20 protein-coding genes are annotated in these 21,876 nt (G+C 68.5%); 5 read left to right on the top strand and 15 right to left on the bottom strand.

Features of this window, described 5'->3' with window-relative positions; genetic code table 11:
* The first annotated feature begins 28 nt into the window (after window positions 1-28).
* Window positions 29-940 (top strand): LysR family transcriptional regulator, encoded by a 912-nt coding sequence (locus G369_RS0107780; protein ID WP_019653421.1) that lies wholly within the window; start codon window positions 29-31, stop codon window positions 938-940.
* On the opposite strand, the gene G369_RS0107785 is transcribed toward G369_RS0107780, so the two are convergent.
* The 9 genes from G369_RS0107785 to G369_RS0107825 form a co-directional block, all read right to left on the bottom strand.
* Window positions 924-1,922 (bottom strand): SDR family oxidoreductase, encoded by a 999-nt coding sequence (locus G369_RS0107785; protein ID WP_020722988.1) that lies wholly within the window; start codon window positions 1,920-1,922, stop codon window positions 924-926. The genes G369_RS0107780 and G369_RS0107785 overlap by 17 nt on opposite strands.
* On the bottom strand, window positions 1,919-2,821 hold the full coding sequence (locus G369_RS0107790; RefSeq protein WP_019653423.1) for a bile acid:sodium symporter family protein: 903 nt from the start codon (window positions 2,819-2,821) through the stop codon (window positions 1,919-1,921). Before G369_RS0107790 ends, G369_RS0107785 begins: the two co-directional genes overlap by 4 nt.
* Window positions 2,822-2,848: 27 nt before the next feature.
* Window positions 2,849-4,186: a flavin-containing monooxygenase gene (locus G369_RS0107795; RefSeq protein WP_019653424.1), complete on the bottom strand. Its 1,338-nt coding sequence runs from the start codon at window positions 4,184-4,186 to the stop codon at window positions 2,849-2,851.
* Window positions 4,183-5,028 (bottom strand): SDR family oxidoreductase, encoded by an 846-nt coding sequence (locus tag G369_RS0107800; RefSeq protein WP_019653425.1) that lies wholly within the window; start codon window positions 5,026-5,028, stop codon window positions 4,183-4,185. Before G369_RS0107800 ends, G369_RS0107795 begins: the two co-directional genes overlap by 4 nt.
* 114 nt (window positions 5,029-5,142) lie before the next feature.
* Window positions 5,143-6,192 (bottom strand): NAD(P)-dependent alcohol dehydrogenase, encoded by a 1,050-nt coding sequence (locus G369_RS0107805; RefSeq protein WP_019653426.1) that lies wholly within the window; start codon window positions 6,190-6,192, stop codon window positions 5,143-5,145.
* 48 nt (window positions 6,193-6,240) lie between these two features.
* On the bottom strand, window positions 6,241-7,344 hold the full coding sequence (locus tag G369_RS0107810; RefSeq protein WP_019653427.1) for an ABC transporter ATP-binding protein: 1,104 nt from the start codon (window positions 7,342-7,344) through the stop codon (window positions 6,241-6,243).
* Window positions 7,345-7,379: 35 nt separating this feature from the next.
* Window positions 7,380-8,192, bottom strand: a complete 813-nt coding sequence (locus G369_RS0107815; RefSeq protein ID WP_026346263.1) for a carbohydrate ABC transporter permease — start codon at window positions 8,190-8,192, stop codon at window positions 7,380-7,382.
* Window positions 8,193-8,221: 29 nt separating this feature from the next.
* Window positions 8,222-9,106 carry a carbohydrate ABC transporter permease gene (locus G369_RS0107820; RefSeq protein ID WP_019653429.1) on the bottom strand — a complete coding sequence of 295 codons (885 nt, stop codon included), beginning with the start codon at window positions 9,104-9,106 and terminating at the stop codon, window positions 8,222-8,224.
* Window positions 9,106-10,392 carry an ABC transporter substrate-binding protein gene (locus G369_RS0107825; RefSeq protein WP_051127534.1) on the bottom strand — a complete coding sequence of 429 codons (1,287 nt, stop codon included), beginning with the start codon at window positions 10,390-10,392 and terminating at the stop codon, window positions 9,106-9,108. The genes G369_RS0107820 and G369_RS0107825 overlap by 1 nt, the downstream gene beginning before the upstream one ends.
* 263 nt (window positions 10,393-10,655) lie before the next feature.
* Here G369_RS0107825 and G369_RS38475 point away from each other — a divergent pair, with 263 nt between their 5' ends.
* Together G369_RS38475 and G369_RS0107835 are read left to right on the top strand one after the other, a co-directional pair.
* Window positions 10,656-10,832, top strand: a complete 177-nt coding sequence (locus tag G369_RS38475; RefSeq protein WP_019653431.1) for an alpha/beta fold hydrolase — start codon at window positions 10,656-10,658, stop codon at window positions 10,830-10,832.
* A gap of 11 nt (window positions 10,833-10,843) precedes the next feature.
* A complete protein-coding gene (locus G369_RS0107835; protein WP_019653432.1) occupies window positions 10,844-12,067 on the top strand; it encodes an MFS transporter in 1,224 nt (407 codons plus the stop codon).
* A 12-nt stretch (window positions 12,068-12,079) separates the two neighbouring features.
* Here the strand turns inward: G369_RS0107835 and G369_RS0107840 are convergent, their stop codons facing one another.
* Both G369_RS0107840 and pmbA read right to left on the bottom strand, forming a co-directional pair.
* The gene (locus G369_RS0107840) at window positions 12,080-13,027 is read right to left on the bottom strand and encodes a helix-turn-helix domain-containing protein (RefSeq protein ID WP_019653433.1); all 948 of its coding nucleotides are present in this window, start codon (window positions 13,025-13,027) and stop codon (window positions 12,080-12,082) included.
* A gap of 40 nt (window positions 13,028-13,067) precedes the next feature.
* A complete protein-coding gene (gene pmbA / locus G369_RS0107845; RefSeq protein WP_019653434.1) occupies window positions 13,068-14,438 on the bottom strand; it encodes a metalloprotease PmbA in 1,371 nt (456 codons plus the stop codon).
* Window positions 14,439-14,533: 95 nt separating this feature from the next.
* Here pmbA and yjgA point away from each other — a divergent pair, with 95 nt between their 5' ends.
* Both yjgA and mog read left to right on the top strand, forming a co-directional pair.
* Window positions 14,534-15,190: a ribosome biogenesis factor YjgA gene (gene yjgA, locus G369_RS0107850; RefSeq protein WP_019653435.1), complete on the top strand. Its 657-nt coding sequence runs from the start codon at window positions 14,534-14,536 to the stop codon at window positions 15,188-15,190.
* Window positions 15,191-15,275: 85 nt separating this feature from the next.
* Window positions 15,276-15,845, top strand: coding sequence for a molybdopterin adenylyltransferase (gene mog, locus G369_RS0107855; protein ID WP_405054337.1), 570 nt, complete (start codon window positions 15,276-15,278; stop codon window positions 15,843-15,845).
* A gap of 27 nt (window positions 15,846-15,872) precedes the next feature.
* Here the strand turns inward: mog and G369_RS37050 are convergent, their stop codons facing one another.
* From G369_RS37050 to G369_RS0107875, 4 genes are read right to left on the bottom strand one after another with little or no spacing between them, the layout of a single operon-like run.
* Window positions 15,873-16,271 (bottom strand): hypothetical protein, encoded by a 399-nt coding sequence (locus tag G369_RS37050; protein ID WP_020722989.1) that lies wholly within the window; start codon window positions 16,269-16,271, stop codon window positions 15,873-15,875.
* A gap of 59 nt (window positions 16,272-16,330) precedes the next feature.
* Entirely contained in the window at window positions 16,331-17,242 is a 912-nt protein-coding gene (locus G369_RS0107865) for a cation diffusion facilitator family transporter (protein WP_019653438.1), read from the bottom strand.
* Window positions 17,232-20,453, bottom strand: coding sequence for a CusA/CzcA family heavy metal efflux RND transporter (locus tag G369_RS0107870; protein ID WP_019653439.1), 3,222 nt, complete (start codon window positions 20,451-20,453; stop codon window positions 17,232-17,234). The genes G369_RS0107865 and G369_RS0107870 overlap by 11 nt, the downstream gene beginning before the upstream one ends.
* 10 nt (window positions 20,454-20,463) lie before the next feature.
* Entirely contained in the window at window positions 20,464-21,858 is a 1,395-nt protein-coding gene (locus tag G369_RS0107875; RefSeq protein ID WP_019653440.1) for an efflux RND transporter periplasmic adaptor subunit, read from the bottom strand.
* Window positions 21,859-21,876 lie beyond the last annotated feature (18 nt).

Raw genomic sequence — 21,876 nt, forward strand, 5'->3', positions numbered from 1 at the left:
AGGCTCCTGGTGCACACTCCGCCGGATCATGCGATTCGACCTCACCGACCTGCGGCTCTTCATCCACGTCGTCGAGGCCGGCAGCCTCACTGCCGGCGCGGGGCGTTCGCACATGACGCTGGCCTCCGCCAGCCAGCGTGTGCGTGGCATGGAAGACGCACTCGGCAGCCCCCTGCTCACCCGCCATGCGCAGGGCGTGCGCCCCACCGAGGCCGGCCGCACGCTGCTGCACCATGCGCGCGTCGTGCTGCAGCAGATGGAGCGCCTGCGCGGCGAGCTCGGCGAGTACGGCCAGGGCCTCAAGGGCCACGTCCGCTTCATGTGCGGCACCTCGGCGCTGACCGAGCACCTGCCCGAGGTGCTGAGCCGCTTCCTCGCGGAGCATCCGCGCATCTCGGTCGATCTGGAAGAGCGGCCCAGCCCCGACACGGTGGAAGCCCTGCGCGCCGGCCTGTGCGACATCGGCATCGTCTCCGACGCCATAGACAGCGAGGGCCTCGAATGCCACCCCTTCCGCCGCGACGACCTGGTGCTGGTGATGCCGCGCGGCCATGCGCTGGCCACGCGCCGGCGCCTGCGGCTCGCCGAAGTGGTCGACAGCGAATTCGTCGGCCTGCCCGCCGACAGCGCGCTGCAGCAGCTGATCACGCAGCACGTGCGCGCCCTGGGCAAGCACCTGGCCTACCGCGTGCGCGTGCGCAACTTCGAGGCGGTCTGCCGCATGGTCGAGTACGGCATCGGCGTCGGCATCGTTCCGCAGACCGCCGCCGAGCGGTGCGCCCGTTCGATGAAGATCGCACGCGCCTCGTTGACCGACGCCTGGGCCGAGCGCACGCTGATGGCCTGCGTGCACTCGTCGGAAGACCTGCCGCTCAACGCTCGTCGCATGCTCGATTACCTGGTCGCGCCGCCGCCCGGCGAGATCAGGACGAAGCAGTGACCGGCCGCCCCAGCCGCGCCCGCGCCGCCACGAACGCATCGAAGGCCTCGCTGCTGGTCTTTAGCGGCACATAGCCGAAGCGCTCCTTCAGCGCGGTGTTGAGCAGCACCGGCCGGTAGCGCAGGAAGTCGAGCTGCTCCGGCCCGTAGCGGCTGACGCCCAGCGCCGAGCCCGCCGCCAGCGCCGCCTTCAGAACGCCGGCCGGCCAGTCGACCGCATGCTTGCCGAGCCGCGAGGCGATCTCGTGGATGGTCAGAGCCCCATCGCCCGCGAGGTTGTAGCAACCGGACGGCGCGCCGCCAAGGGCATGGGCGATGGCGCCCGTCACGTCCTCGTCCCACACGAACACGAAGGGGCTCGCGCTGCCGCGGATCGCGATGAGCCGCTTTTTCTCGAACAGCGCAGTGATCTGGTTGTCCACCCGCTCGCCCAGGATGGTGCCGATACGCAGCACCGTCTGCGCCAGCGACGGATGCCGCTCGCGGTAGTCGGCGAGCATCTCCTCCACCTGCCGCTTGTGGTCGGCGTAGGCGAACACCACGTTGCCGCGCAGCGGCTGCGACTCGGTGATCCACGCCGGGTTGTCGACGTGGTAGCCGTAGGCCGCGCCGCTGGACGACACCACCATGTGCCGCACGCCGTTCGCCACGCAGGCTTCGAGCACGTTGCGCGTGCCGCCCACGTCCACCGAATGCTCGAAGGCGCGGTTCGAGTCCTTGCCCGGCGTGACGATGGATGCGAGATGCACCACGGTGTCGATGGCATGGTCGGCGATGGCTTCGGCAATGCGCGAGTCGCGCACGTCAAGCTGCCGGTAGGTCACGCCCATGAGCCGCCGGTCCGACGGAACTTCGCGCACGTCGACCGCGACCAGCGCCTCCAGCCTGCCCTGCTCCGCCAGCGCGGCGAGCAGGCTGCGCCCCAGGAAACCATCGGCCCCCGTCACCAGCACGCGGCGCGCAACGAATCCTTCGCCGCTCATGGCTGCGCGGGCTTGCGCCCCCACCAGCTCGCCAGCGCGAGGCCGGCGATGATGTCCCAGAAGCCCCACACGCCCGCCACCACGGCCATGCCGCCGAGTCCGCCGAAGAAGCTGAAGATCAGCACCAGCCCGAGCCCCGAATTGCGGATTCCCACCTCGATGGACACCGCCCGCCGGTCGTAGTCGCCCAGCCCCGAGAGCCGCGCGCACAGGTAGCCGGTGCCGAAGGCCAGCGCGTCGTGGATTACCACCGCCATCAGCACCAGTCCCACGTAGTCGAGGAAGAAGCGCCAGTTGCCCGCGATGGCGCCGACGATGAACACGATCAGCGCGACGAAGCTCAGCACGCCCACCGGCTTCTTGATGCGCGCCGTGAGCGCCGGAAATCGGTGCGCGCAGGCCACGCCCAGCACGAAGGGAATCCCGATGATCGCCACGATGTGCCCCAGCATGTCCAGCGGATCGAGCGCGATGGTCTTCAGCAGCGCCGAGGCCGTCGGATGCAGGCCGCCCCAGAACGCGAAGTTCAGCGGCATCACCACGATGGAGATCGCGTTCGAGATCGCCGTCATCGACACCGACAGCGCCACGTTCCCGCCTGCGCGGTGCGTGAGTATCTGCGAGATGTTTCCGGGCGGGCAGCAGGCCACGAGGATCATGCCCAGCGCGATGCTCGGACCGGGCCTGAGGATCAGCGTGAGCACGTAGGTCACCGCCGGCAGCAAGATGAACTGCGCGCCGATGCCCACGGCCATCGCGCCGGGCATGCGCACCACGCGCCTGAAGTCCTCGATGCGCGTGTCCAGCGCGATGCCGAACATCAGGAAGCCCAGCACCACGTTCAGCAACACCAGCGAGGCGGGGTTGAAGTGCAGGCGTATCTCGTCGACGGGCAGCATGCGCGGGGCCTCCTTCTTTCTTCGTCTTCAGGCAGGGTCTGCCAGCGCCGCGGCGGCATTGCGCACGGCCGCGCGGTAGGTGTCCTTGTGCACGTAGTACGCCATGCGTTCCAGCTGCAGGTACTTGAAGCCGCCCGACAGGTCGGGTGCCGGCCCCTGCGCGGCGACTCGTAGCGCAGCCGCCCTGGGCGAACCGCTGCCCTGCGCGCGGAAGTAGCGCGCCACCAGCTCGGCCTGCTCGTAGCGGCCCTGCCAGCCGATGCCGCTGGCCTCGATCATCCCGAGCACCGCGATGTTCTCGAAGCGCGGCGAGAAGATGTTGAGGTACAGCCGGGGCGCCATGCCCTGCCAGTTCAGCAGTTGGCGGTCGATGAAGGGGTAGTGCAGCGCGTAGCCGGTCGCCGCGAGGATCAGGTCGTACTCGCGCGCGCTGCCGTCCCTGAAATGCACCGTATGCCCATCGAGCCGCGCGACATCGGCGCGCACGCCGATGTCGCCGTGGCCCACGTGGTGCAGCACCAGCGAGTTCACGACGGGGTGCGACTCGTACATCCGGTAGTCGGGCTTCGGGAAGCCGAAGCGCACCGGATCGCCGGTGAACCACTTGAGCACCGTCGAGTCGATGCGCTGCTTGAGCCATGGCGGCAGCGGCCGCTTGCCGCCCAGAGTATCGGCCGGCTTGCCGAAGACGTACTTGGGCACGAAGTAGTAGCCGCGCCGCACAGAGATGTCGACGCTCTTCGCGTAATGCACCGCATCGACCGCGATGTCGCAGCCCGAATTGCCGGCGCCGACGATCAGCACGCGCTTGTCCTTGAAGAGCTCCGGGTGCTTGTAGTCGCTGGTGTGCAGCAGCTCGCCGTCGAAGTTGCCGTCGAAGCTCGGCCGCTTGGGCTCGGCGAGCGTGCCGTTGGCGATGACCACGCCCCTATATTCGGCCGTCTCGATCGTGCCCTCGCCGTCCTCGGTGGTGACGAGCCAGCGCGTGCCGGGAGCATTGCTCACGGGCTCGACGCGCAGCACGCGCGTGTTGAAGCGGAAGTGTTCGCGCAGGCCGAACTTGTCGGCGAAGTCGCTGAAGTAGCGGCGCAGTTCGCGGTGGCTCGGGTAATCGGCCACGCTGTCGGCCATCGGGAATTCGGTGAACTCGGTGGTGCGTTTGCTCGAGATCAGGTGCGCCGAGTGGTAGACGGTGGAGCGCGGGTTGGAGATGTCCCAAAGCCCGCCCACGTCGCCATGCGCCTCGAAGCCCTGGAACGGCACGCCGTGCTTCTGCAGGTTGCGCGCGCCGGCGAGGCCGGAGGGGCCCGCGCCGATGAGCGCGATCTGTTCGTGGGTGGGTACGGCGTCGTTCGGCGTCGTCATCGGGTCGGAGGCTCCTTGGGGAGATCGGAGGAAAGACTGGAAGAAAGGCCGGGGATGGCCGTGGCGCCCGCCTCGCCCACGCGCGGCTTGCGCGGCTGGCCCCGCAGCAGGCGGTCATGCAGCTTCTCCGGCAGGAGATCGAGCAACTTCGAGAGCCAGCCGATGCGGCGCGGCAGCACGATCTTCTCGCGCCCCGCGGCCACGGCCGCCAGCAGCCGGTGCGCGGCATCGTCGGCTTCGAGCAGCCCCGGCATCGCGAAGCGGTTGCCGGCGGTGAGCGCGGTGCGGATGTAGCCGGGGCTCACCGTGTGCACCGTGAGCCCCGTCTCGCGAAGCTCTGCGCGCAGGCTTTCGAGGTAGCGGATCAGCCCGGCCTTGCTCGCGCAGTAGGCGCCGTTGCCCGGCATGCCACGCCAGCCCGCGATGCTGGCCATGCCGACCAGCGCGCCGCGGCGCTGCGCACGCATCGCGCTCACGAAGGGCTGGAAGGTGGTCGCCGCGCCCAGCAGGTTGATTTCGAGCATGCGGCGGAACACGGCCAGGTCGTCGGCCTGCGCGGTGTCGTAGCCGCCCGCGACACCGGCATTGGCGACCACCAGATCGGGCACGCCGGCCCTGGCCATCCAGTCGGCGGCCAACGCCTGCATCTGCGGCCCGTTCGACACGTCGGGGGTATAGACCGCGCAGCGCCCGGGCGCCAGCGCGGCAAGCGCCTCGAGCTTTCCGGCATCGAGCCCCGCCAGCGCGACCTGCGCGCCGCCTTCGATCAGCTCGCGTGCAAGCGCCTGGCCCAGGCCGCCGCAGGCGCCTGTGAGGACTACGTTGCGAAACTCCAGGGGCATCGGCTCGCGGACTCCGGGTGGCAAAACCCGGCCACTGTAGCCGCGCATGCGCGCCGCGCCCCCCGGCATTTCCCCTTGCTCAGGCGGCTGCCGAAACGGAGCTTCAGGAATGCGTCAGGCTTCGGCGCCCTGCGGAAACTCGATCTGGATCTTCACGTCGCCCGCACGGGCAGCAGCAGCTTCCTCGAAGGCCCGCACGCCGTCGGCGAAGTCGAAGGTGCGCGAGATGAAGGGCTTCACGTCGACCTGGCCCGAGGCGATCAGCGCCAGCGCGCGCGGGAAGATGTTGGCGTAGCGGAACACCGACTCGATGCGCACCTCCTTCGACTGGATCGCGACGATGTCCATCGGCACCTTGCCGCCGGGCATGCCCACCAGCACGAGGCAGCCGCCGGGGCACAGCAGGTCGACGATGCCCTCGAAGGCGCGCGCGCTGCCGCTGGCCTCGAAGACCACGTTGGCGCCCCAGCCGTCGGTCAGCGACTTCACGGCCTCGGCCAGGTTGGTGCCGCGTACGTCGACGGTCGTCACCGCAGGGTTGCCGTCGAAGAGCGCCAGCTTCTCGGGCACGAGGTCCGCAAGGATCACGCGCGCCGCGCCGCCCGCGAGCGCAGCCAGCGCCGTCATCGCGCCGATGGTGCCGGCGCCGACGACCACCGCCACGTCGCCCGGCTTCAGCGCAGCCTTCTTCGCGGCCTGAAGGCCGATCGACAGCGGCTCGACGATCGCGCCCTCGCCGAAGCTCACGTTGTCGGGCAGGCGGAAGGTGAAGGCCGCCGGGTGCACCACGAAGGGCGTGAGGCAGCCGTGGATGGGCGGCGTGGCCCAGAAGCGCACGGCCGGGTCCAGGTTGTAGATGCCTTCGAGCGTGGCACGCGAATCGGCTGCGGGAATGCCGGGCTCCATGCACACGCGGTCGCCGGGCTTGAGGTGCGTGACCTCCGCGCCCACCTCCACCACCGTGCCCGATGCCTCGTGGCCCAGCACCATCGGCTCCTGCACCACGTACGGGCCGATGCCACCGTGCTGGTAGTAGTGAACGTCGCTGCCGCATACGCCCACGGTGTGCATGCGGATCTTCACGTCGCGCGACCCCACGTGAAGCGGAATGTCGAGCTCGCGCAGCCTGAGCTCGTGAGCCTTTTCCAGAACCAGTGCTTTCATGTCTTCGAGTCCTTGCAGAAGTGTTGTCGTTGTGCGGTCGATGTGTCGTCAATGCAATGAGGCTTCGGCGCGCAGCAGCGAGGCGCCCGAATCGATGTCGAACAGGTGCACCTGCGCCGGGTCGGCAACGAAGCGCACGCACTCGCGCAGACCGGGGCGTTGCGCGGCAGGCATGAGCGCGGCGACCTCGCCGCCGCCCCGGCCGAAGCTCACCAGCACCTCGTTGCCGAGATATTCGATGAGCTGCACTTCGCCGACGAAGCCGCCATCGCGCCCGTCCTGCGTATCGACCTGCAGGTGCGCCGGCCGGATGCCCAGCGTCACGCGCTCGCGGCCTTCCAGCGCGAAGCGCCGCGGATCCACCCGCACCGTGCCCTCGCGGCCCGTCAGTTCGAAATGGCCGCCGGCTTCGCACACGCTCATCTCCACCAGGTTCATCGGCGGCGTGCCGATGAAGCCGGCCACGAAGGCCGAGCGCGGCTGCTCGAAGATCTCGCGCGGCGAACCGACCTGTTCGATGCGTCCGTCGCGCAGCAGCACGATGCGGTCGGCCAGCGTCATCGCTTCGTGCTGGTCGTGGGTCACGTACACGGTGGTGGTCTTCAGCGCCTGGTGCAGCCGGGCGATCTCGATGCGCATGTGGTTGCGCAACTTGGCGTCGAGGTTCGACAGCGGCTCGTCGAAGAGGAACACCTTCGGCGTCTTGATCATCGCCCGCGCGATCGCCACGCGCTGCTGCTGCCCGCCCGACAGCTCGGCGGGCTTGCGCTGCAGGTAGCGTTCCAGCCCCAGCGTGTCCGACACCTCCTTGATGCGCGCGTCGATCTCGGCCTTGGGCACCTTCAGCCGCTTGAGGCCGAATGCGATGTTGTCGCGCACGCTCATGTGCGGATAGAGCGCGTAGTTCTGGAACACCATGGCGATGCCGCGATCCTGCGGCGGCAGGTCGTTCACGCGCTGGCCGCCGATCATGAGGTCGCCGTCGGAGATGTCCTCCAGGCCTGCGAGCATGCGCAGGATGGTCGACTTGCCGCAGCCCGAGGGGCCGAGGAACACGACGAACTCGTTGTCGGACACGTCGAGGTCGAACTGGTGGACGACCTGCGTGTCGCCGTAGCGCTTGATGATCTTGTGACAGCTGATTGCGGACATTTCGTTGTTCCGGGAAAGAGGGATCGCCTCGGGGCTCACGCCGCGTCGCGCCTGCGCTTGAACGCGGCGTTGAGGAAGCCGCTTAGCACGCCGACCATGAGCAGCGGCGGCAGCGACAGCAGGATGACGGACGCGTTCAGGATGCCCCAGGGCACGTCGCGCCCGAGCTGGCTCAGCTCCGAGGCCACGATGGGCAGCGTCTTGGCGTCCGAGGTGGTGAGCATCAGCGCGATGAGGAACTCGTTCCACACCAGCACGAAGCCGAAGGCGATGGCACCGATCAGCGAGCGCGCGGCGATCGGCAGCGACACCCTGAAGAAGATTGCGTAAGGGCCGTAGCCGTCGACGCGGCCGGCCTCCTCCACTTCCCTGGGCACCGCCTTGAAGGCAGGAATCGCGAGCCAGATCACGGTGGACAGCGTGAGCAGCGTGTAGGTGACGATCAGCGCGATGCGCGTGTCGTACAGCTCCAGCTGCAGCCAGATCACCATCAGCGGAATGGCCACCGCCACCGGCGGCAGGAAGCGCATCGAGAGCACGAAGAACTGGATGTCGTCGGCCCGGCGCAGCGGATAGCGCGCGAGCGCATAGGCCGCGGGCAGCCCGAGCACCGCGCCGGCGATCACCGCCGAGCCCACCACCACGACGGAGTTGACGAGCCCCTGCGCCACCGCCTCGCGGCTGAGCACATAGACGTAGTTCTCCAGCGTGGGCGTAAAGAAGAACCTGGGCACCGCCGAGACGATGTCGACCCGGTTCTTGAACGAGTTGAGAAAGGTCCACAGCACCGGTACCAGTGCCGACAGCCCGGCCGCGATCAGTACCAGCCGCGCAAGCAGCGTGCCGATGGAGAGCCTGTTCTTCTTCGGGGAAGCGCTCATTTGGGCCGCGTCCATTTCCAGATGTAGGTGAAGGCCACGGTCGAGGCGACCATCATCAGCACCGCCATGCTCGATGCGTACGAGATGCGGCCCGACTCGATGAAGCCCTGCGAGAAGGCATACATGTCCAGCGTCTCCGTCGAGATGCCGGGTCCGCCGCGCGTCATCACGTAGATGAGGTCGAAGGCGCGCAGCGACTCCACCATCTTCACGAAGCACAGGCTGACCAGCGGCGCCTTGAGCATGGGCAGCGCCACGTAGGCGTAGACCTCCCAGGTCTTCGCGTGGTCCATGCGCGCAGCCTCGAAGGGCTGCGGCGGCAGGGTCTCGAGCAGCTTGAGCACGATGACGGCGAAGAACAGGCCCCACTGCCACACGTCGACGAAGGCCACGGTGAGCAGCGCTGTGAGCGGGCTGGCCAGCAGGTCGAGCGGCTCGCCCGTGATCGCCTTGTACGGCCAGGTCAGCAGGCCGAAGAGCGGATGGAAGGCGAACTTCCACACGAAGGCGGCCGACACGCGCGGCAGCAGCACCGGCACGATGAACAGCATCGACAGCACATTGCGCCAGCGCGCGGTGGTGCACTGGAACATCAGCACGCCCAGCAGCACCGCGAGGCCCATGGTGGCGCTGACCGTCAGCACCTCCCACACCAGCGACACGCGCACCGAGTTGAGGAAGCGCCGGTCCGAAAAGAGCTGGACGTAGTTCGACAGCCAGACCCAGGCCGTGTCGGCCTGACCCAGCTCGCGGTCCTGCAGCGAGATGCCGATGGCGAAAAGGGTGGGCACCAGCGCCAGCACTGCAAGCACCAGCAGGCCGGGCCCGATGAAGACGAGAGGGAGCCTCGTCGTCTTCTTTTTCTTCTCCCTGAGCGTCATTACTTCTTGCGCCGCGCGACCAGTTGCTTCGCGTAGCCGTCGAGTTCGTCGAGGCCGGCCTTGATGTCGGTGCGCGATCCGGTGATCAGCTCCTCGAGGATGATCCCCCAGCGGTCACCGAGGTCGGGCCAGGCCGGGTCCTGCCAGAAGTTCACGGCCGTGACCTTGCCGGTGTCGGCCAGCGCCTTGCCGAGGTCGGCGCCGTAGCGCTTGGCGAACTCGGGACTCGACAGCACGCTGGTGCGGTTGAGTTCGCCGAACTGGCCTTCCGCGAGGCGGCGCTGCTCCTGCTGCTTCGAGGTGGCCCATGCGATGAACAGGCCGGCGCACTTCTTCGCCTCCTCGGTCTTGTTGGCCTTGGCGCCGATGGCCAGGCCGTGGCCGTAGCCGCCGCCGGTCAGAGGCGCGGGCGGCGGCAGGTAGGCGATCTTGCCGATCACGGTCGACATCTTCGGGTCGAGCGCGTTGCCGGCCAGCGGGGTCGATTCGACCAGCATCGCCACCTTGCCGGCAAGGAAGGCGCCGGTGGACTCGTCCCAGCCGCCGGTCTTGGTGCCGGGGGCCGAGTACTTGAACAGGTCGAGATAGGTCTGCGTCGCCTTCACCGCGGCGGCGGAATCGAACACGGGCTTGTCGCCGTCGAACCACTGGCCGCCGTAGCCGCGGAAGAACGGCATCCAGCGCCACACGTTGGCGCCCGAGCCGCGCTGGCCGCGCAACGCCACGCCGTAGACGCCATTGGCCGGGTCGTTGAGCTTCTTCGCCGCGGCGACGAACTCGTCAAGCGTGGTCGGCGGCTTGATGCCGGCCTTCTCGAGCAGGTCCTTGCGGTAGACCAGCAGGTCGCCGCCGCCGGTGAGCGGCGCGAACCAGACCTGGCCGTCGAAGGTGGCGACCTTCTGGCGGCCGGGGTCGAAGTCGGCGTAGTCGTACTCGGCGGGGTAGTACTTGGCCAGCGGCACGATCCACTTCGACTGGGCGAACAGCGGCACGTTGGCCTCGTCGACGTAGTACACGTGGTACTTGCCCACCGTGGAGGCGTCCGCGCGGGTCTTGGTGCGGCGGTCGTTCTCGTTGAGGTTGTCGATGTTGAACGAGGCGCCTCCGAGGGCCTTGAACTCGTCCTTGTACTTCTCGAGCAGGGTCAGCCCGTCGCGGGGCTGGGACAGGACGCGCAGATCCTCCTTGCAGACCTGCTGGGCCTGGGCCGCGCCGGCCCATGCGGCCAGCGCCGCCAGCAGCATCGCGCAGCGCTTCAGCCGGCACCGGTTTTCTTGAACAGCCATCGCTTTGTCTCCTATGAGCCTGTCGTGGATCGCCGGGGAATCACGGCGCAAACAGGTGGGACGAAGCGTAGGCAGCGGCGTCGCGGCGCCGCGTACACGCGAGCCGGGGCACTGGTATTTTGATGACCAGCCTGCCTGGGGTTTTGCCGGAGGCAGATTCGTACACGGTGCCGGCCACGCCACGTCGGTTGCAAGATAAAACCAGATCGATAGAATCAATTCGGTCTTTTTTTGAAACCAAAATCGGCATCCCGCCGCACCCCATGACCCACTACCGCACCCTCGCCATCGACGGCCTGAAGATCTTCCATCGCGAGGCAGGCGACCCGGCGCTGCCCAGCCTGCCCCTGCTGCACGGCGCTCCGGCCTCGTCCTTCATGTACCAGGAGCGGCTCGGGCGACTCGCGCATCGCTTCCACGTCATCGCGCCGAGCGCCTGAGGAGAGCCGCCGTGGAACTGAACGCCGATGCGGCAAAGGCACGCCCGTGCTCCACGCCGTCGATATCGAACGCGCTGGCGCTCCTGTTCGCCGTCGACTGCGGCCTGGCGGTAGCCAACGTCTACTACGCCCAGCCGCTGCTGGATACGCTGGCCCACACCTTCGGCATCCGGCCCGCCACGGTCGGCGTGGTCATCACCATCACGCAGATCGGCTACGGGCTGGGGCTGCTGCTGGTGGTTCCGCTGGGCGACCTCGTCGACCGGCGCAGGCTGATCGTCGGGCAGTCGCTGCTGTCTGTGGCCGCGCTGCTGGCCGTGGCGCTGGCGCCGAGCGCTGCGGTGCTGCTGCCGGCCATGGCCGTCATGGGCGTGCTGGCGGTCGTGACGCAGGTGCTGGTCGCCTACGCCGCGAGCCTGGCCGCGCCGGGCGAGCGCGGCCGCGTGGTGGGCACCGTCACCAGCGGCATCATCCTCGGCATCCTGCTGGCACGGGCGGTGTCGGGCACGCTTTCCGACTTCTTCGGCTGGCGCTCGGTCTACCTGGCATCGGCGGCGGCCACGCTGGTGGTCGCCGGCCTGCTGTGGACGGCTCTGCCGGCCAGCACGCGGCCCGTGCCGGGCATTGCGTACCCGCAGCTGATCCGCTCGGTCTTCGCCCTTTTCGCGCAGGAGCCGGTGCTGCGCATCCGGGCCGTGCTCGCGATGCTGATCTTCATGTCCATCACCATGATGCTGACGCCGATGGTGCTGCCGCTGACCGCACCGCCCTTCTCGCTGTCGCACACGCAGGTGGGGCTCTTCGGCCTCGCGGGCGCGGCCGGAGCCCTGGGCGCCGCGCGTGCCGGCCGGCAGGCGGATCGTGGCCGCGCGCAGCACACCACCTTCATCGGCCTGAGCGCGATGCTGCTGTCGTGGGGGCTCATCGCGATGCTGCCGTGGTCGATCTGGGCGATGGTGGCAGGCGTGATCGTCATCGACTTCGGCCTGCAGTCGGTGCACGTGGCCAACCAGAGCCTGATCTACCGCGTGCGGCCCGAGGCGCAGAGCCGGCTGACGGCCGGGTACATGATCTTCTATTCGATCGGCTCCGCCACCGGATCGATGGCTTCGACCATGGTGTACGCCCATGCGGGCTGGAACGGCGTCTGCCTGGCCGGGGCACTCGTCAGCGGCACGGCGCTGCTGTTCTGGGCGCTGACCCGGCACCTGACGCCGCGAGACACGGCCGCCTGAGGCCGGAATGGCTCAGTCCGCGGTGGCGAGCGGCGCGTTGCGCGCGGTGCGCAGCCCGAAGCGGTCCTGCGCCTGCTGGCGGTAGGCCGAGGGCGTCATGCCCTTGAGCTGCAGGAAGCGGCGGTTGAAGTTGGCGAGGTTCGCGAAGCCCACCTCGTAGCAGATGTCGCTCACCAGCCGGTCGGACACCTGCAGCATCTCGCAGGCCTTGGCCACGCGCAGCCGCGTGACGAAGTCGGTGAATGTCGCGCCCATGTGCCGGTGGAACCAGCGCGAGAAGCTGCTTTCGGCCATGTTGGCCACGGCGCACACGGCCGGCAGCGAGAGCTCCTCGGTCAGGTGCCGGTCGAGGTAGTCGAGCACGCGGCGCATGCGGGTGTTGGCGCTCGGGTCTTCCCCGGCCGGGTCGGCGGTGCTGGAAATCTGGCGCCAGTCCGGCCAGCGAGCCAGTTCGTGCAGCAACCCGATGAAGGCCGAGAGCCGCGCCATGCCCTCCTGCTGCTGCACCCGCTGGAAGCGCTCACGCACGAGGTCGCCGATGCCGAAGAACTCGATGCCCAGCTTCGCCCGTTCGAGCATCGGCAGCACCGCCTCGAGCTCGGGGAAGAGGTCAGCGCCCTTGCGCAGCGGCTCGTCGCGGAAGTGGATGACCATGCTGCGCTCGGCGATGCCCTCCGGCGGCACGTCGTGCGAGATCCATGTGTGGGGCAGCCGCGCTCCCACCAGCGCGACGTAGCCGGGCTCGAAGCGGCCGATGTGGTCGCCGACGAAGGCGTCGCCGCTGCTGCGGTTGATGCACTGCAGCTCGTATTCGTCGTGGTAGTGCCAGCAGTCGAAGGGCCACGGCACGCCGTGCTGCAGGCACCGTACCGAACTGCCGCCCGCCGGCTCGAAGCCCAGCCGCGGGTCGCGCATCAGTTCGTGCTCGAGTTCGGGTTTTCGCGCCGTGTTGTGCCTCATGTTCGACCAGCCTTCGCGCGCAGGCCGTGCGGCGCAGCCTTCAGGCGCCGGCGACCTTCATGCGGTTCACCAGGACCGATCCCGTGGTCTTGGCGCCGAAAGTGTAGGCATCGGCCCCGATGGCTTCAATACCCAGCAGCATGTCCTTGAGGTTGCCGGCGATGGTGATCTCCTGCACCGGGAAGGCGATCCTGCCCTTCTCGACCCAGAAGCCGCTGGCGCCGCGCGAATAGTCGCCGGTCACGTAGTTCACGCCCTGCCCCATCAGCTCGATCACGAAGAGGCCGGTGCCCAGCTTCGTGAGCATGGCGTCGAGGTCGTCGGTGTGCTTCGTCAGGCGCGAGCTCAGCGTCAGGTTGTGCGAGCCGCCGGCGTTGCCGGTGGTCTTCATGCCCAGCTTGCGTGCCGAGTAGGTCGAGAGGAAATAGCCTTCGAGGCGGCCGGCGTCGACCACCTTGCGCGCCCGGGTGGTCACGCCCTCGTCGTCGAAGGGGGCGCTGCCCTTGCCGCGAAGCAGGTGCGGGTCTTCGGCCACGTCGACGTGCGCGGGCAGCACGGGCTTGCCCAGCGAATCGAGCAGGAAGCTGCTCTTGCGGTAGAGCGAACCGCCGCTCACGGCCTGCACCAGCGAGCCCAGCAGGCCCACGGCCAGCGGCGACTCGAACAGCACCGGGCATTCGACGGTCTTGATCTTGCGCGCCTTCAGGCGGCTGAGCGCCCGCTCGGCGGCGTAGCGGCCCACGGCCTGCGGACTGGCCAGTTCATCGGCCGAGCGCATGGAGCTGTACCAGGCATCGCGCTGCATGTCGTCGCCCTTGCCGGCGATCGGCGCCACCGAGATGGAGTGCCGCGAGCTGGCATAGCCGCCGCGGAAGCCGTGCGTGTGGGCGCTGAAGAAGTGGCTCTGCTGGGCCGAAACGCCCGCGCCCTCGCTGTTGGTGATGCGCTTGTCGGTCGACAACGCGGCCTCTTCGCATTCCAGGGCCAGCTTCGCGGCCTGCTCGCTGGTCACGTCCCAGGGGTGGAACAGGTCGAGCTCGGGGTGTTCCTTGGCGATGTCTTCCTCGTCCGGCAGGCCGCTGACGGGGTCTTCGGCCGTGAAACGGGCGATGTCGTAGGCTGCCTGGACGGTCTGGGCGATGGCCGCCTCGGAGAAGTCGGAGGTGCTGGCGTTGCCGCGGCGGTGGCCCACGTAGACGGTGACGCCCAGCGACTTGTCGCGGTTGCGCTCGACGTTCTCGAGCTCGCCCTTGCGCACCGAGACGCTCAGGCCGCAGCCCTCGGAGGCCTCGGCCCCGGCGTCGGTGGCACCGAGCTTCTTGGCGTGCGCCAAGGCGGTGTCGACCAGGTTTTCGAAGAAGGAACGGCTGTAGGCGAAGCCGGAATCGGCGCGCGAGGAGGATGTCGTCATGTGGTGGCTATGATACTTGCGCCCCCCATTTCCCGTTTTCAGCAGATTCCCGCCGCGCGTTGCAACGCCGCACGGCGCGGCCCAGAATCCATCCCATGTCCCGCAAACCCAAAAAAGGCTATTACGTCCGCGGCCATTTCGTGGCCGAAGGCAGCGAGCTCGACCTCGAGCTCAAGCGCGAGCTCAAGGGCTCCGACGACGCCAGCCGCACCGACCTGAAGCGCGAAAGCGAAGAGCTGCAGAAGCTGGGCGCCGAGCTGCTCACCCTGCGCGCCGGCCTGTTCGACGCCCTCCAGCTCGACGAGAAACTGGTCGAAGCCATCGCCGAGGCCAGGCGGATCACCAATTTCGAGGGCAAGCGCCGCCAGATGCAGTACATCGGCAAGCTCATGCGCAAGCTGGAGCCCGAGGTGCTCGAAGCCGTGAAGCAGGCCCTGCTGGAGCAGAACACCGTGCCCGCCGCCGAAGTGGCGGCCCTGCACGAGGCCGAGCGCTGGCGCGACCGCCTGATCGCCGACGACGACGCGCTGGGCGGCTGGATCGAGACCCACCCCGCTACCGACTCGCAACAGCTGCGCGCCCTCGTCCGCCAGGCCCGCAAGGACATGAAGACCGGCCCCGCCGGCGAAGCCCCCCGCCAGGGCAAGGCCTACCGCGAGATCTTCCAGCTGGTGCGCGCCCAGCTGGCCGTGCACGGCAGCGACGACCACGCAGCCGCTGCCGCCGCGCAGGACCGCGAGGAAGACGCATGAGCGCCGCGCCGGGCCGCCCCGAGCAAACTCGCACCGCAGTGCGAAGAACGAAGGTATTCCAATGAGCGAAGGCGCATTCGACCCGGTGCGCATCGGCATCGTCTCCATCAGCGACCGCGCCTCCAGCGGCACCTACGAAGACAAGGGCCTGCCCTCGCTGAAGGAATGGCTGGGCCGCGCGCTGAAGAACCCCATCGAATTCGAGCCCCGACTCATTCCCGACGAAGCCGAGCGCATCAGCGCCACGCTGATCGAGCTGGTCGACGCAGGCTGCTCGCTGGTGCTGACCACAGGCGGCACCGGACCCGCCCTGCGCGACGTGACGCCCGAGGCCACGCTGGCCGTGGCGCACAAGGAAATGCCGGGTTTCGGCGAGCAGATGCGCCAGATCAGCCTGCGCTTCGTGCCCACCGCGATCCTCTCGCGCCAGGTGGCGGTGATCCGTGACAGGAGCCTGATCATCAACCTGCCCGGCCAGCCCAAGTCGATCGCCGAGACGCTCGAAGGCCTGAAGGACGCCGAGGGCGCCCAGGTGGTGCCGGGCATCTTCGCGGCGGTGCCCTACTGCATCGACCTGATCGGCGGGCCCTACCTCGAAACCGACGACTCGGTCTGCAAGGCCTTCAGGCCGAAGTCGGCGATCCGCGCCCGCTGAGCCTTCAAGAGCGGTTTGCCGGCGCCCTCAACGGGCCGCCTGGACGCTCGCCTGCGCACTCTTCGCCTCGATGTCCTTCAGGCAGGCGTTGATGGCCGAGTTCGACGTGAGCTCGTAGCAGCGCACCGCGGCGGCGCGCATCGCCTTGTGCTGCTCCTGGCGCTCCTGCGCGGTGTCGATCTGATAGCTCATGAGCCATTTCATGGCGAACGCGAGCACGACGCCGAAGCCGATCGCGAAACCGACCACGGTGGACCGCCAAGTGCTGCGCGGCGAGGCGGACACTGCGGCAGGCGCAGCAACCGCGCCCACGTCGAAAGCCATCGGCACCCGGGTCGACGATCCCCCATGAATCGCGCGGCGCTGCGGCGCGCGGGCCTCGGCCGTTCGGTTCGATGCGGAAGAAGACTTGGGGTTGCGGCTCATCGATCTGCGTATCCTGAATCGGGCAGATTGTCCGATATCCGCCCCCCGCTGTCGCGGGGTCAGGCCGGGGCCGGACCGAAGCCGTGGCTCTCCACCGCCAGCTCGCAGGGCACCCGCTCGGCCTGCACGGTCGAGTGATGGATATCGAAGCGCTCGGCCAGCATCGCGCGCAGCTGCTGCACGAGCGGCGCGAGGTCGCCCACCTCCGGCGTGCAGACCACGTGCACGCTCAGGCTCACCTTGCCGCTGGACAGCGCCCACACGTGCAGGTCGTGCAGGCTCGCCACCCCGTCGCTGCCCAGCAGCGCGCTCTCGACCGCCGGCAGGTCCACCTCGTCGGGCACGCCTTCGAGCAGCACGTTGAGGCTCTCGCGCAACAGGCGCCAGGTGCGCGGAAGTACCCAGAGGCCGATGGCGACGGCGATCACCGAGTCGACCCAGCCCCAGCCCGTGAAGCGGATCACGATGGCGCCGACGATCACGCCGACGGAGCCCAGCATGTCGGCCCACACCTCCAGGTACGCGCCCTTCACGTTGAGGCTCTCTTCCTTGCCCGACGCCAGCAGCCGCATGCCGATGAAGTTGACCAAGAGGCCGCCCGCGGCCACCAGCAGCATCATGGTCGACTGGATCTCGGCCGGCTGCGAGATGCGCCTGTACGCCTCGTACAGCACGTAGATCGCCACGAAGAAGAGCAGCACCGCGTTGAGCACCGCCGCCAGGATCTCGAAGCGGTAGTAGCCGAAGGTGCGTCGCCTGTCGGCCGGCCGCTTGCCGATGCGGATGGCCACCAGCGATATCGCCAGCGCCACCGTGTCGGTGAACATGTGCGCCGCATCGGACAGCAGCGCGAGGCTGCCCGACACCAGTCCGCCCACCACCTCGGCGACGAGGTAGACCGAGGTCAGCAGCAGCGCCCAGCGAAGCGCCTTCTCGTTGCCGCCGGTGGCGTGCGAATGCTCATGTGCCATGCGAACCTCGCAGTGAAGGATCTGTAGGACCTGAAGGATCGAGCGGTGCGCCGTGGGACTGCTGCTGCACCTGCAACTCCTCCTCGTCGCGCCGGTGCGCGATGCGATAGAGCAGCGGCAGCACCAGCAGCGTCAGCGCGGTCGAGGACAGGATACCGCCGATCACCACCGTGGCCAGCGGCCGCTGCACCTCGGCGCCGGTGCCGGTGGCGATGGCCATCGGCACGAAGCCCAGCGAGGCGACCAGCGCGGTCATCAGCACCGGCCGCAGCCGCGTGAGCGCGCCCTCGCGGATGGCCGCGTCCAGCGGCAGGCCGCCCTCTCGCAGGTTGCGGATGAAGGAGATCATCACCAGCCCGTTGAGCACGGCCACGCCCGACAGCGCGATGAAGCCCACCGCCGCCGAGATCGACAGCGGAATGCCGCGCATCCACAGCGCCACGATGCCGCCCGTGAGCGCGAACGGAATGCCGGTGAACACCAGCAGCCCGTCCTTGATGTTGCCGAACATCGCGAACAGCAGCGTGAACACCAGCAGCAGCGACACCGGCACCACGACCTGCAGCCTCTGCGTGGCCGAGGCCAGGTTCTCGTACTGCCCGCCCCACACGGTCCAGTAGCCCGCGGGAATCTTCACCTTGCCCATCGCCTCCTCGGCCTCGGCAACGAAGGAGCCCAGGTCGCGGCCGCGCACGTTGGCGCTGACCACGATGCGGCGCTTGCCGTCCTCGCGGCTCACCTGGTTGGGGCCTGGCGCGATGTCGAGCGTGGCCACCTCGCCCAGCGGAATGAAGCTGGTGCGCAGGGCTTCGGCGCCCGCGCCCTTGGGCAGGGCCACCGGCAGGCGCTTGATCGCTTCGAGGTCGGTGCGCAGTTCCTCGGGCAGGCGCACGATGATGTCGAAGCGCCGGTCGCCATCGAACAGCGTGCCCGCCTCGCGCCCGCCGATGGCGGCGGAGATCGCGTCCTGCACGTCGCCCACGTTGAGGCCGTAGCGCGCGGTCTTGCTGCGGTCGATGTTCACGGTGAGCATCGGCAGGCCGGTGGTCTGCTCCACCTTCACCTCGGCTGCGCCGGCGATGCCGTTGAGCACGCCGGCAACCTCTGCCGCGGTCTTGTTCAGCACGTCCATGTCGTCGCCGAAGATCTTCACCGCCACGTCGCTTCGCACGCCCGAGATCAGCTCGTTGAAGCGCAGCTGGATGGGCTGCGAGAACTCGTAGTTGTTGCCCGGCAGCTTCTCCACTTCTTCCTGCACTGCCGCGAGCACCTCGGCGCGCGAACGCTTCGGCGAGGGCCACTCGCTCTCGGGCTTGAGCATGATGTAGCCGTCGGAGATGTTGGGCGGCATCGGGTCGGAGGCGATCTCCGCCGTGCCGGTGCGCGCGAACACGCGCTCGATCTCCGGAAACTTCTGCTTCAGCGTGCGTTCGAGCTGCTTCTGCATCTCCACCGACTGCGTGAGGCTGGTGCCCGGAATGCGCAGCGCCTGGATGGCGAAGTCGCCCTCGCTCAGGCTCGGCACGAACTCCGTGCCCAGCCGCGTGGCCAGCAGCCCCGACAGCACCACCGCCACCACCGCGAAGGTGATCACCAGCGGCTTGGCCGACATCACGCGCGCCAGCAGCGGCTCGTAGGCGCGCCTGGCCCACAGCATCAGGCGGTTCTCCTTCTCGCTGACCTTGTTGCCGATGAACAGCGCCACGGCGGCAGGGATGAAGGTGATCGACAGGATCATCGCGCCCAGCAGCGCGATCACCACGGTGAAGGCCATCGGGTGGAACAGCTTGCCCTCGACACCCGTGAGCGCAAAGATCGGCAGGTACACGATCATGATGATCAGCTGGCCGAACAGCAGCGCGCGCCGCGCCTCCTGCGAGGCAGCGAACACTTCGTGGAAGCGCTCGCTGCGCGTGAGCGGCCGTCCCTTGTGGGCCTGCGCGTGGGCCAGGCGCCGCACGCAGTTCTCCACGATCACCACCGCGCCGTCGATGATGATGCCGAAGTCCAGCGCGCCCAGGCTCATGAGGTTGGCGCTGACCTTCTGGTTCACCATGCCGGTGAAGGTGAAGAGCATCGACAGCGGAATCACCAGCGCGGTGATGATGGCCGCGCGGATGTTGCCCAGGAACAGGAACAGGATCGCGATGACCAGCACCGCGCCCTCGAACAGGTTCTTCTTCACCGTGGCGATGGCCTTGTCGACCAGCACCGTGCGGTCGTACACCGTCACGGCCTTCACGCCGGCGGGCAGCGTGCGGTTGATCTCCTGCATCTTCCTGTCGACGGCCTGCGACACGGTGCGGCTGTTCTCGCCGATCAGCATGAACACCGTGCCGAGCACCACCTCGCGGCCGTTGTCGGTGGCAGCACCGGTGCGAAGCTCGCGGCCGATGCCGACCTCGGCCACGTCCTGCACGCGCAGCGGGATGCCGTTGGCGTTGCCCAGGATCACGTTGCCGATGTCCTCCGCCGACTTCACCTGCCCGGGCGCACGAATGAGGTACTGCTCGCCGCGCTTCTCGATGTAGCCCGCGCCCACGTTGGCGTTGTTGCGCTCCAGCGCGAGCACGATGTCGCTCATCGTCAGGCCATGGGCCAGCAGCTTGGCCGGGTCGGGCGCGATCTGGAACTCCTTGGCGAAGCCGCCGATGGAGTTGATCTCGGTCACGCCCGGCACGTTGCGCAGCTGCGGCTTGATGATCCAGTCCTGTATCTCGCGCAGGTCGGTGGGCGAGTAGGGCTTGCCTTCCGCATTCCTGGCGCCCTCCTCGGCCTCGACGGTCCAGAGGTAGATCTCGCCGAGGCCGGTGGAGATCGGCCCGATCACCGGCGAGATGCCGCGCGGCATGCTCTCGCGCGCGGACTGGATGCGCTCGTTGACGAGCTGCCGCGCGAAGTAGATGTCGGTGCCGTCCTTGAAGATCACCGTCACCTGCGAGAGGCCGTAGCGCGAGAGCGAGCGCGTCTGCTGCAGCCCCGGCAGGCCGGCCATGACGGTCTCTATCGGGTAGGTCACGCGCTGCTCGGTCTCCAGCGGCGAGTAGCCGGGCGCGGCGGTGTTGATCTGCACCTGCACGTTGGTGATGTCGGGCACGGCGTCGATGGGCAGCTTCTGGTAGCTGAAGATGCCCAGCGCCGCCATGCCGAACACGGCGAGCAGCACCAGCCAGCGCTGCTCGATGGAGAAGCGGATGATTCGTTCGAACATGCGGGCTTCCTCAGTGGGTGTGCGTGGCCGAGCTCTTGCCCTGCTGCGACTTCACGACGAAGCTGCCGCTGGCCGCGTAGGCTGCGCCGGGCTTCAGCCCGCCGACGATCTCGACGCGCTTGCCGTCGCTGCGCCCCGTCTGCACGTGCTGCGGCATGAAGCCGCCGGGCACGCGCAGGAACACCGTGGGCTTGTCTTCCACCGTCTGCACCGCGTCGGCCGCCACCGTCACCGGCGCCTCGGTCTCCGAGGCCACCAGCTCGACGTTCACGAACAGGCCCGGGCGCCAGATGCGCTCGGGGTTGGTCAGCGTGACGCGCGCGGTGGCGGTGCGCGTCTGCGCGCCGATCAGCGAACCCACGTACGAGACCTTGCCGGTCGCGGTCTGGTCGAAGGCGGTCGAGCGGATCTTCACCTGCTCGCCGATGCGCACCAGGTTCAGGTTGTTGGCTGCCACGCTGATCTCGGCCCACACGGTCGACAGGTCGGAGATGGTGAAGACGTTGACCGCCTCGCCCACCGATTCGCCGAGCGAGATGTGCTTCTCGACCACCATCCCGTCGAAAGGCGCGCGCAGTTCGTAGCGGCCCAGCGCCGACGCGCCGGGCGTGGCGCCCAGCGCCAGCAGCTTCTGGTTGGCGTTGGCCACGGCGATGCGTGCCTCCTGCATGGCCTGCTCTGCCTGCAAGTAGTCCTGCTGCGGCGAGATCTTTTCCTCCCACAGCTTCTTCTCGCGCTCGTAGGTGGTGCGGGCCAGCTCCAGCCGGCGCTGCGCCGACTGCAGCTCGCTGCGCTGCTCCGAAAGTCCCGGGCTCGACAGCACCGCGAGCACCTGTCCGCGCCGGACTTCCTGGCCCAGGTTGGCCGAGACGCTGTCGACCACGCCCGCCACGCGCGGCACCACGTGGGCCGTGCGGTCTTCGTTGAACTTGATCTCGCCGGGCAGCTGCAGCGACAGCTTGATGCGCGCGGGGCCGGCGCTTTCGACGGAGATGTCCGCGGCCTTGATCTGCTCGTCGGTGAAGGCGATCTTTTCCTCGTCTTCCTTGTGCGCGGCGGATTTCTCCTCGCCCTTGGCTTCGCCCGCGGCAGCCTTGGTTTCGCCCTTGCCCTCCTCGGCGTGGTGCTCCTTGTCGCTGTGGCCCTTGGCCTCGCCGTGGCTGTGGTCGTGGTCTTCGCCCGCCTTGGCCTCCTTGTGGCCCTCCTCCTTGTGACCGCCCTCCTCGTGGTGCTCGCCGTCGCCATGGCCGGCGGCTTCCGAATGGCCGGCCGACTCGGGCTTGGCAGGCGCGCTGCGCAGGATCAGCGCCCCGGCACCCACGCCCAGTGCGAGCACGGCCGCGATGGCGATCAGCTGCTTCTTGCCGATGCGCTCGGCGAAGTTCTTGCGTTCTTCTGTGTTCATGATCTGTGGAATTCCTTG

Source organism: Variovorax atrisoli 110B, from assembly GCF_000382045.1.
Taxonomy (GTDB): Bacteria; Pseudomonadota; Gammaproteobacteria; order Burkholderiales; family Burkholderiaceae_C; genus Variovorax; species Variovorax atrisoli.

What these genes read in the sequence shown, in the direction of transcription:
- G369_RS0107780 (WP_019653421.1), top strand. Translation starts at nt 29, where the DNA reads ATGCGATTCGACCTCACCGACCTGCGGCTCTTCATCCACGTCGTCGAG.
- G369_RS0107785 (WP_020722988.1), bottom strand. Translation starts at nt 1,922, where the DNA reads ATGAGCGGCGAAGGATTCGTTGCGCGCCGCGTGCTGGTGACGGGGGCC.
- G369_RS0107790 (WP_019653423.1), bottom strand. Translation starts at nt 2,821, where the DNA reads ATGCTGCCCGTCGACGAGATACGCCTGCACTTCAACCCCGCCTCGCTG.
- G369_RS0107795 (WP_019653424.1), bottom strand. Translation starts at nt 4,186, where the DNA reads ATGACGACGCCGAACGACGCCGTACCCACCCACGAACAGATCGCGCTC.
- G369_RS0107800 (WP_019653425.1), bottom strand. Translation starts at nt 5,028, where the DNA reads ATGCCCCTGGAGTTTCGCAACGTAGTCCTCACAGGCGCCTGCGGCGGC.
- G369_RS0107805 (WP_019653426.1), bottom strand. Translation starts at nt 6,192, where the DNA reads ATGAAAGCACTGGTTCTGGAAAAGGCTCACGAGCTCAGGCTGCGCGAG.
- G369_RS0107810 (WP_019653427.1), bottom strand. Translation starts at nt 7,344, where the DNA reads ATGTCCGCAATCAGCTGTCACAAGATCATCAAGCGCTACGGCGACACG.
- G369_RS0107820 (WP_019653429.1), bottom strand. Translation starts at nt 9,106, where the DNA reads ATGACGCTCAGGGAGAAGAAAAAGAAGACGACGAGGCTCCCTCTCGTC.
- G369_RS0107825 (WP_051127534.1), bottom strand. Translation starts at nt 10,392, where the DNA reads ATGGCTGTTCAAGAAAACCGGTGCCGGCTGAAGCGCTGCGCGATGCTG.
- G369_RS38475 (WP_019653431.1), top strand. Translation starts at nt 10,656, where the DNA reads ATGACCCACTACCGCACCCTCGCCATCGACGGCCTGAAGATCTTCCAT.
- G369_RS0107840 (WP_019653433.1), bottom strand. Translation starts at nt 13,027, where the DNA reads ATGAGGCACAACACGGCGCGAAAACCCGAACTCGAGCACGAACTGATG.
- pmbA (WP_019653434.1), bottom strand. Translation starts at nt 14,438, where the DNA reads ATGACGACATCCTCCTCGCGCGCCGATTCCGGCTTCGCCTACAGCCGT.
- yjgA (WP_019653435.1), top strand. Translation starts at nt 14,534, where the DNA reads ATGTCCCGCAAACCCAAAAAAGGCTATTACGTCCGCGGCCATTTCGTG.
- G369_RS37050 (WP_020722989.1), bottom strand. Translation starts at nt 16,271, where the DNA reads ATGAGCCGCAACCCCAAGTCTTCTTCCGCATCGAACCGAACGGCCGAG.
- G369_RS0107865 (WP_019653438.1), bottom strand. Translation starts at nt 17,242, where the DNA reads ATGGCACATGAGCATTCGCACGCCACCGGCGGCAACGAGAAGGCGCTT.
- G369_RS0107870 (WP_019653439.1), bottom strand. Translation starts at nt 20,453, where the DNA reads ATGTTCGAACGAATCATCCGCTTCTCCATCGAGCAGCGCTGGCTGGTG.
- G369_RS0107875 (WP_019653440.1), bottom strand. Translation starts at nt 21,858, where the DNA reads ATGAACACAGAAGAACGCAAGAACTTCGCCGAGCGCATCGGCAAGAAG.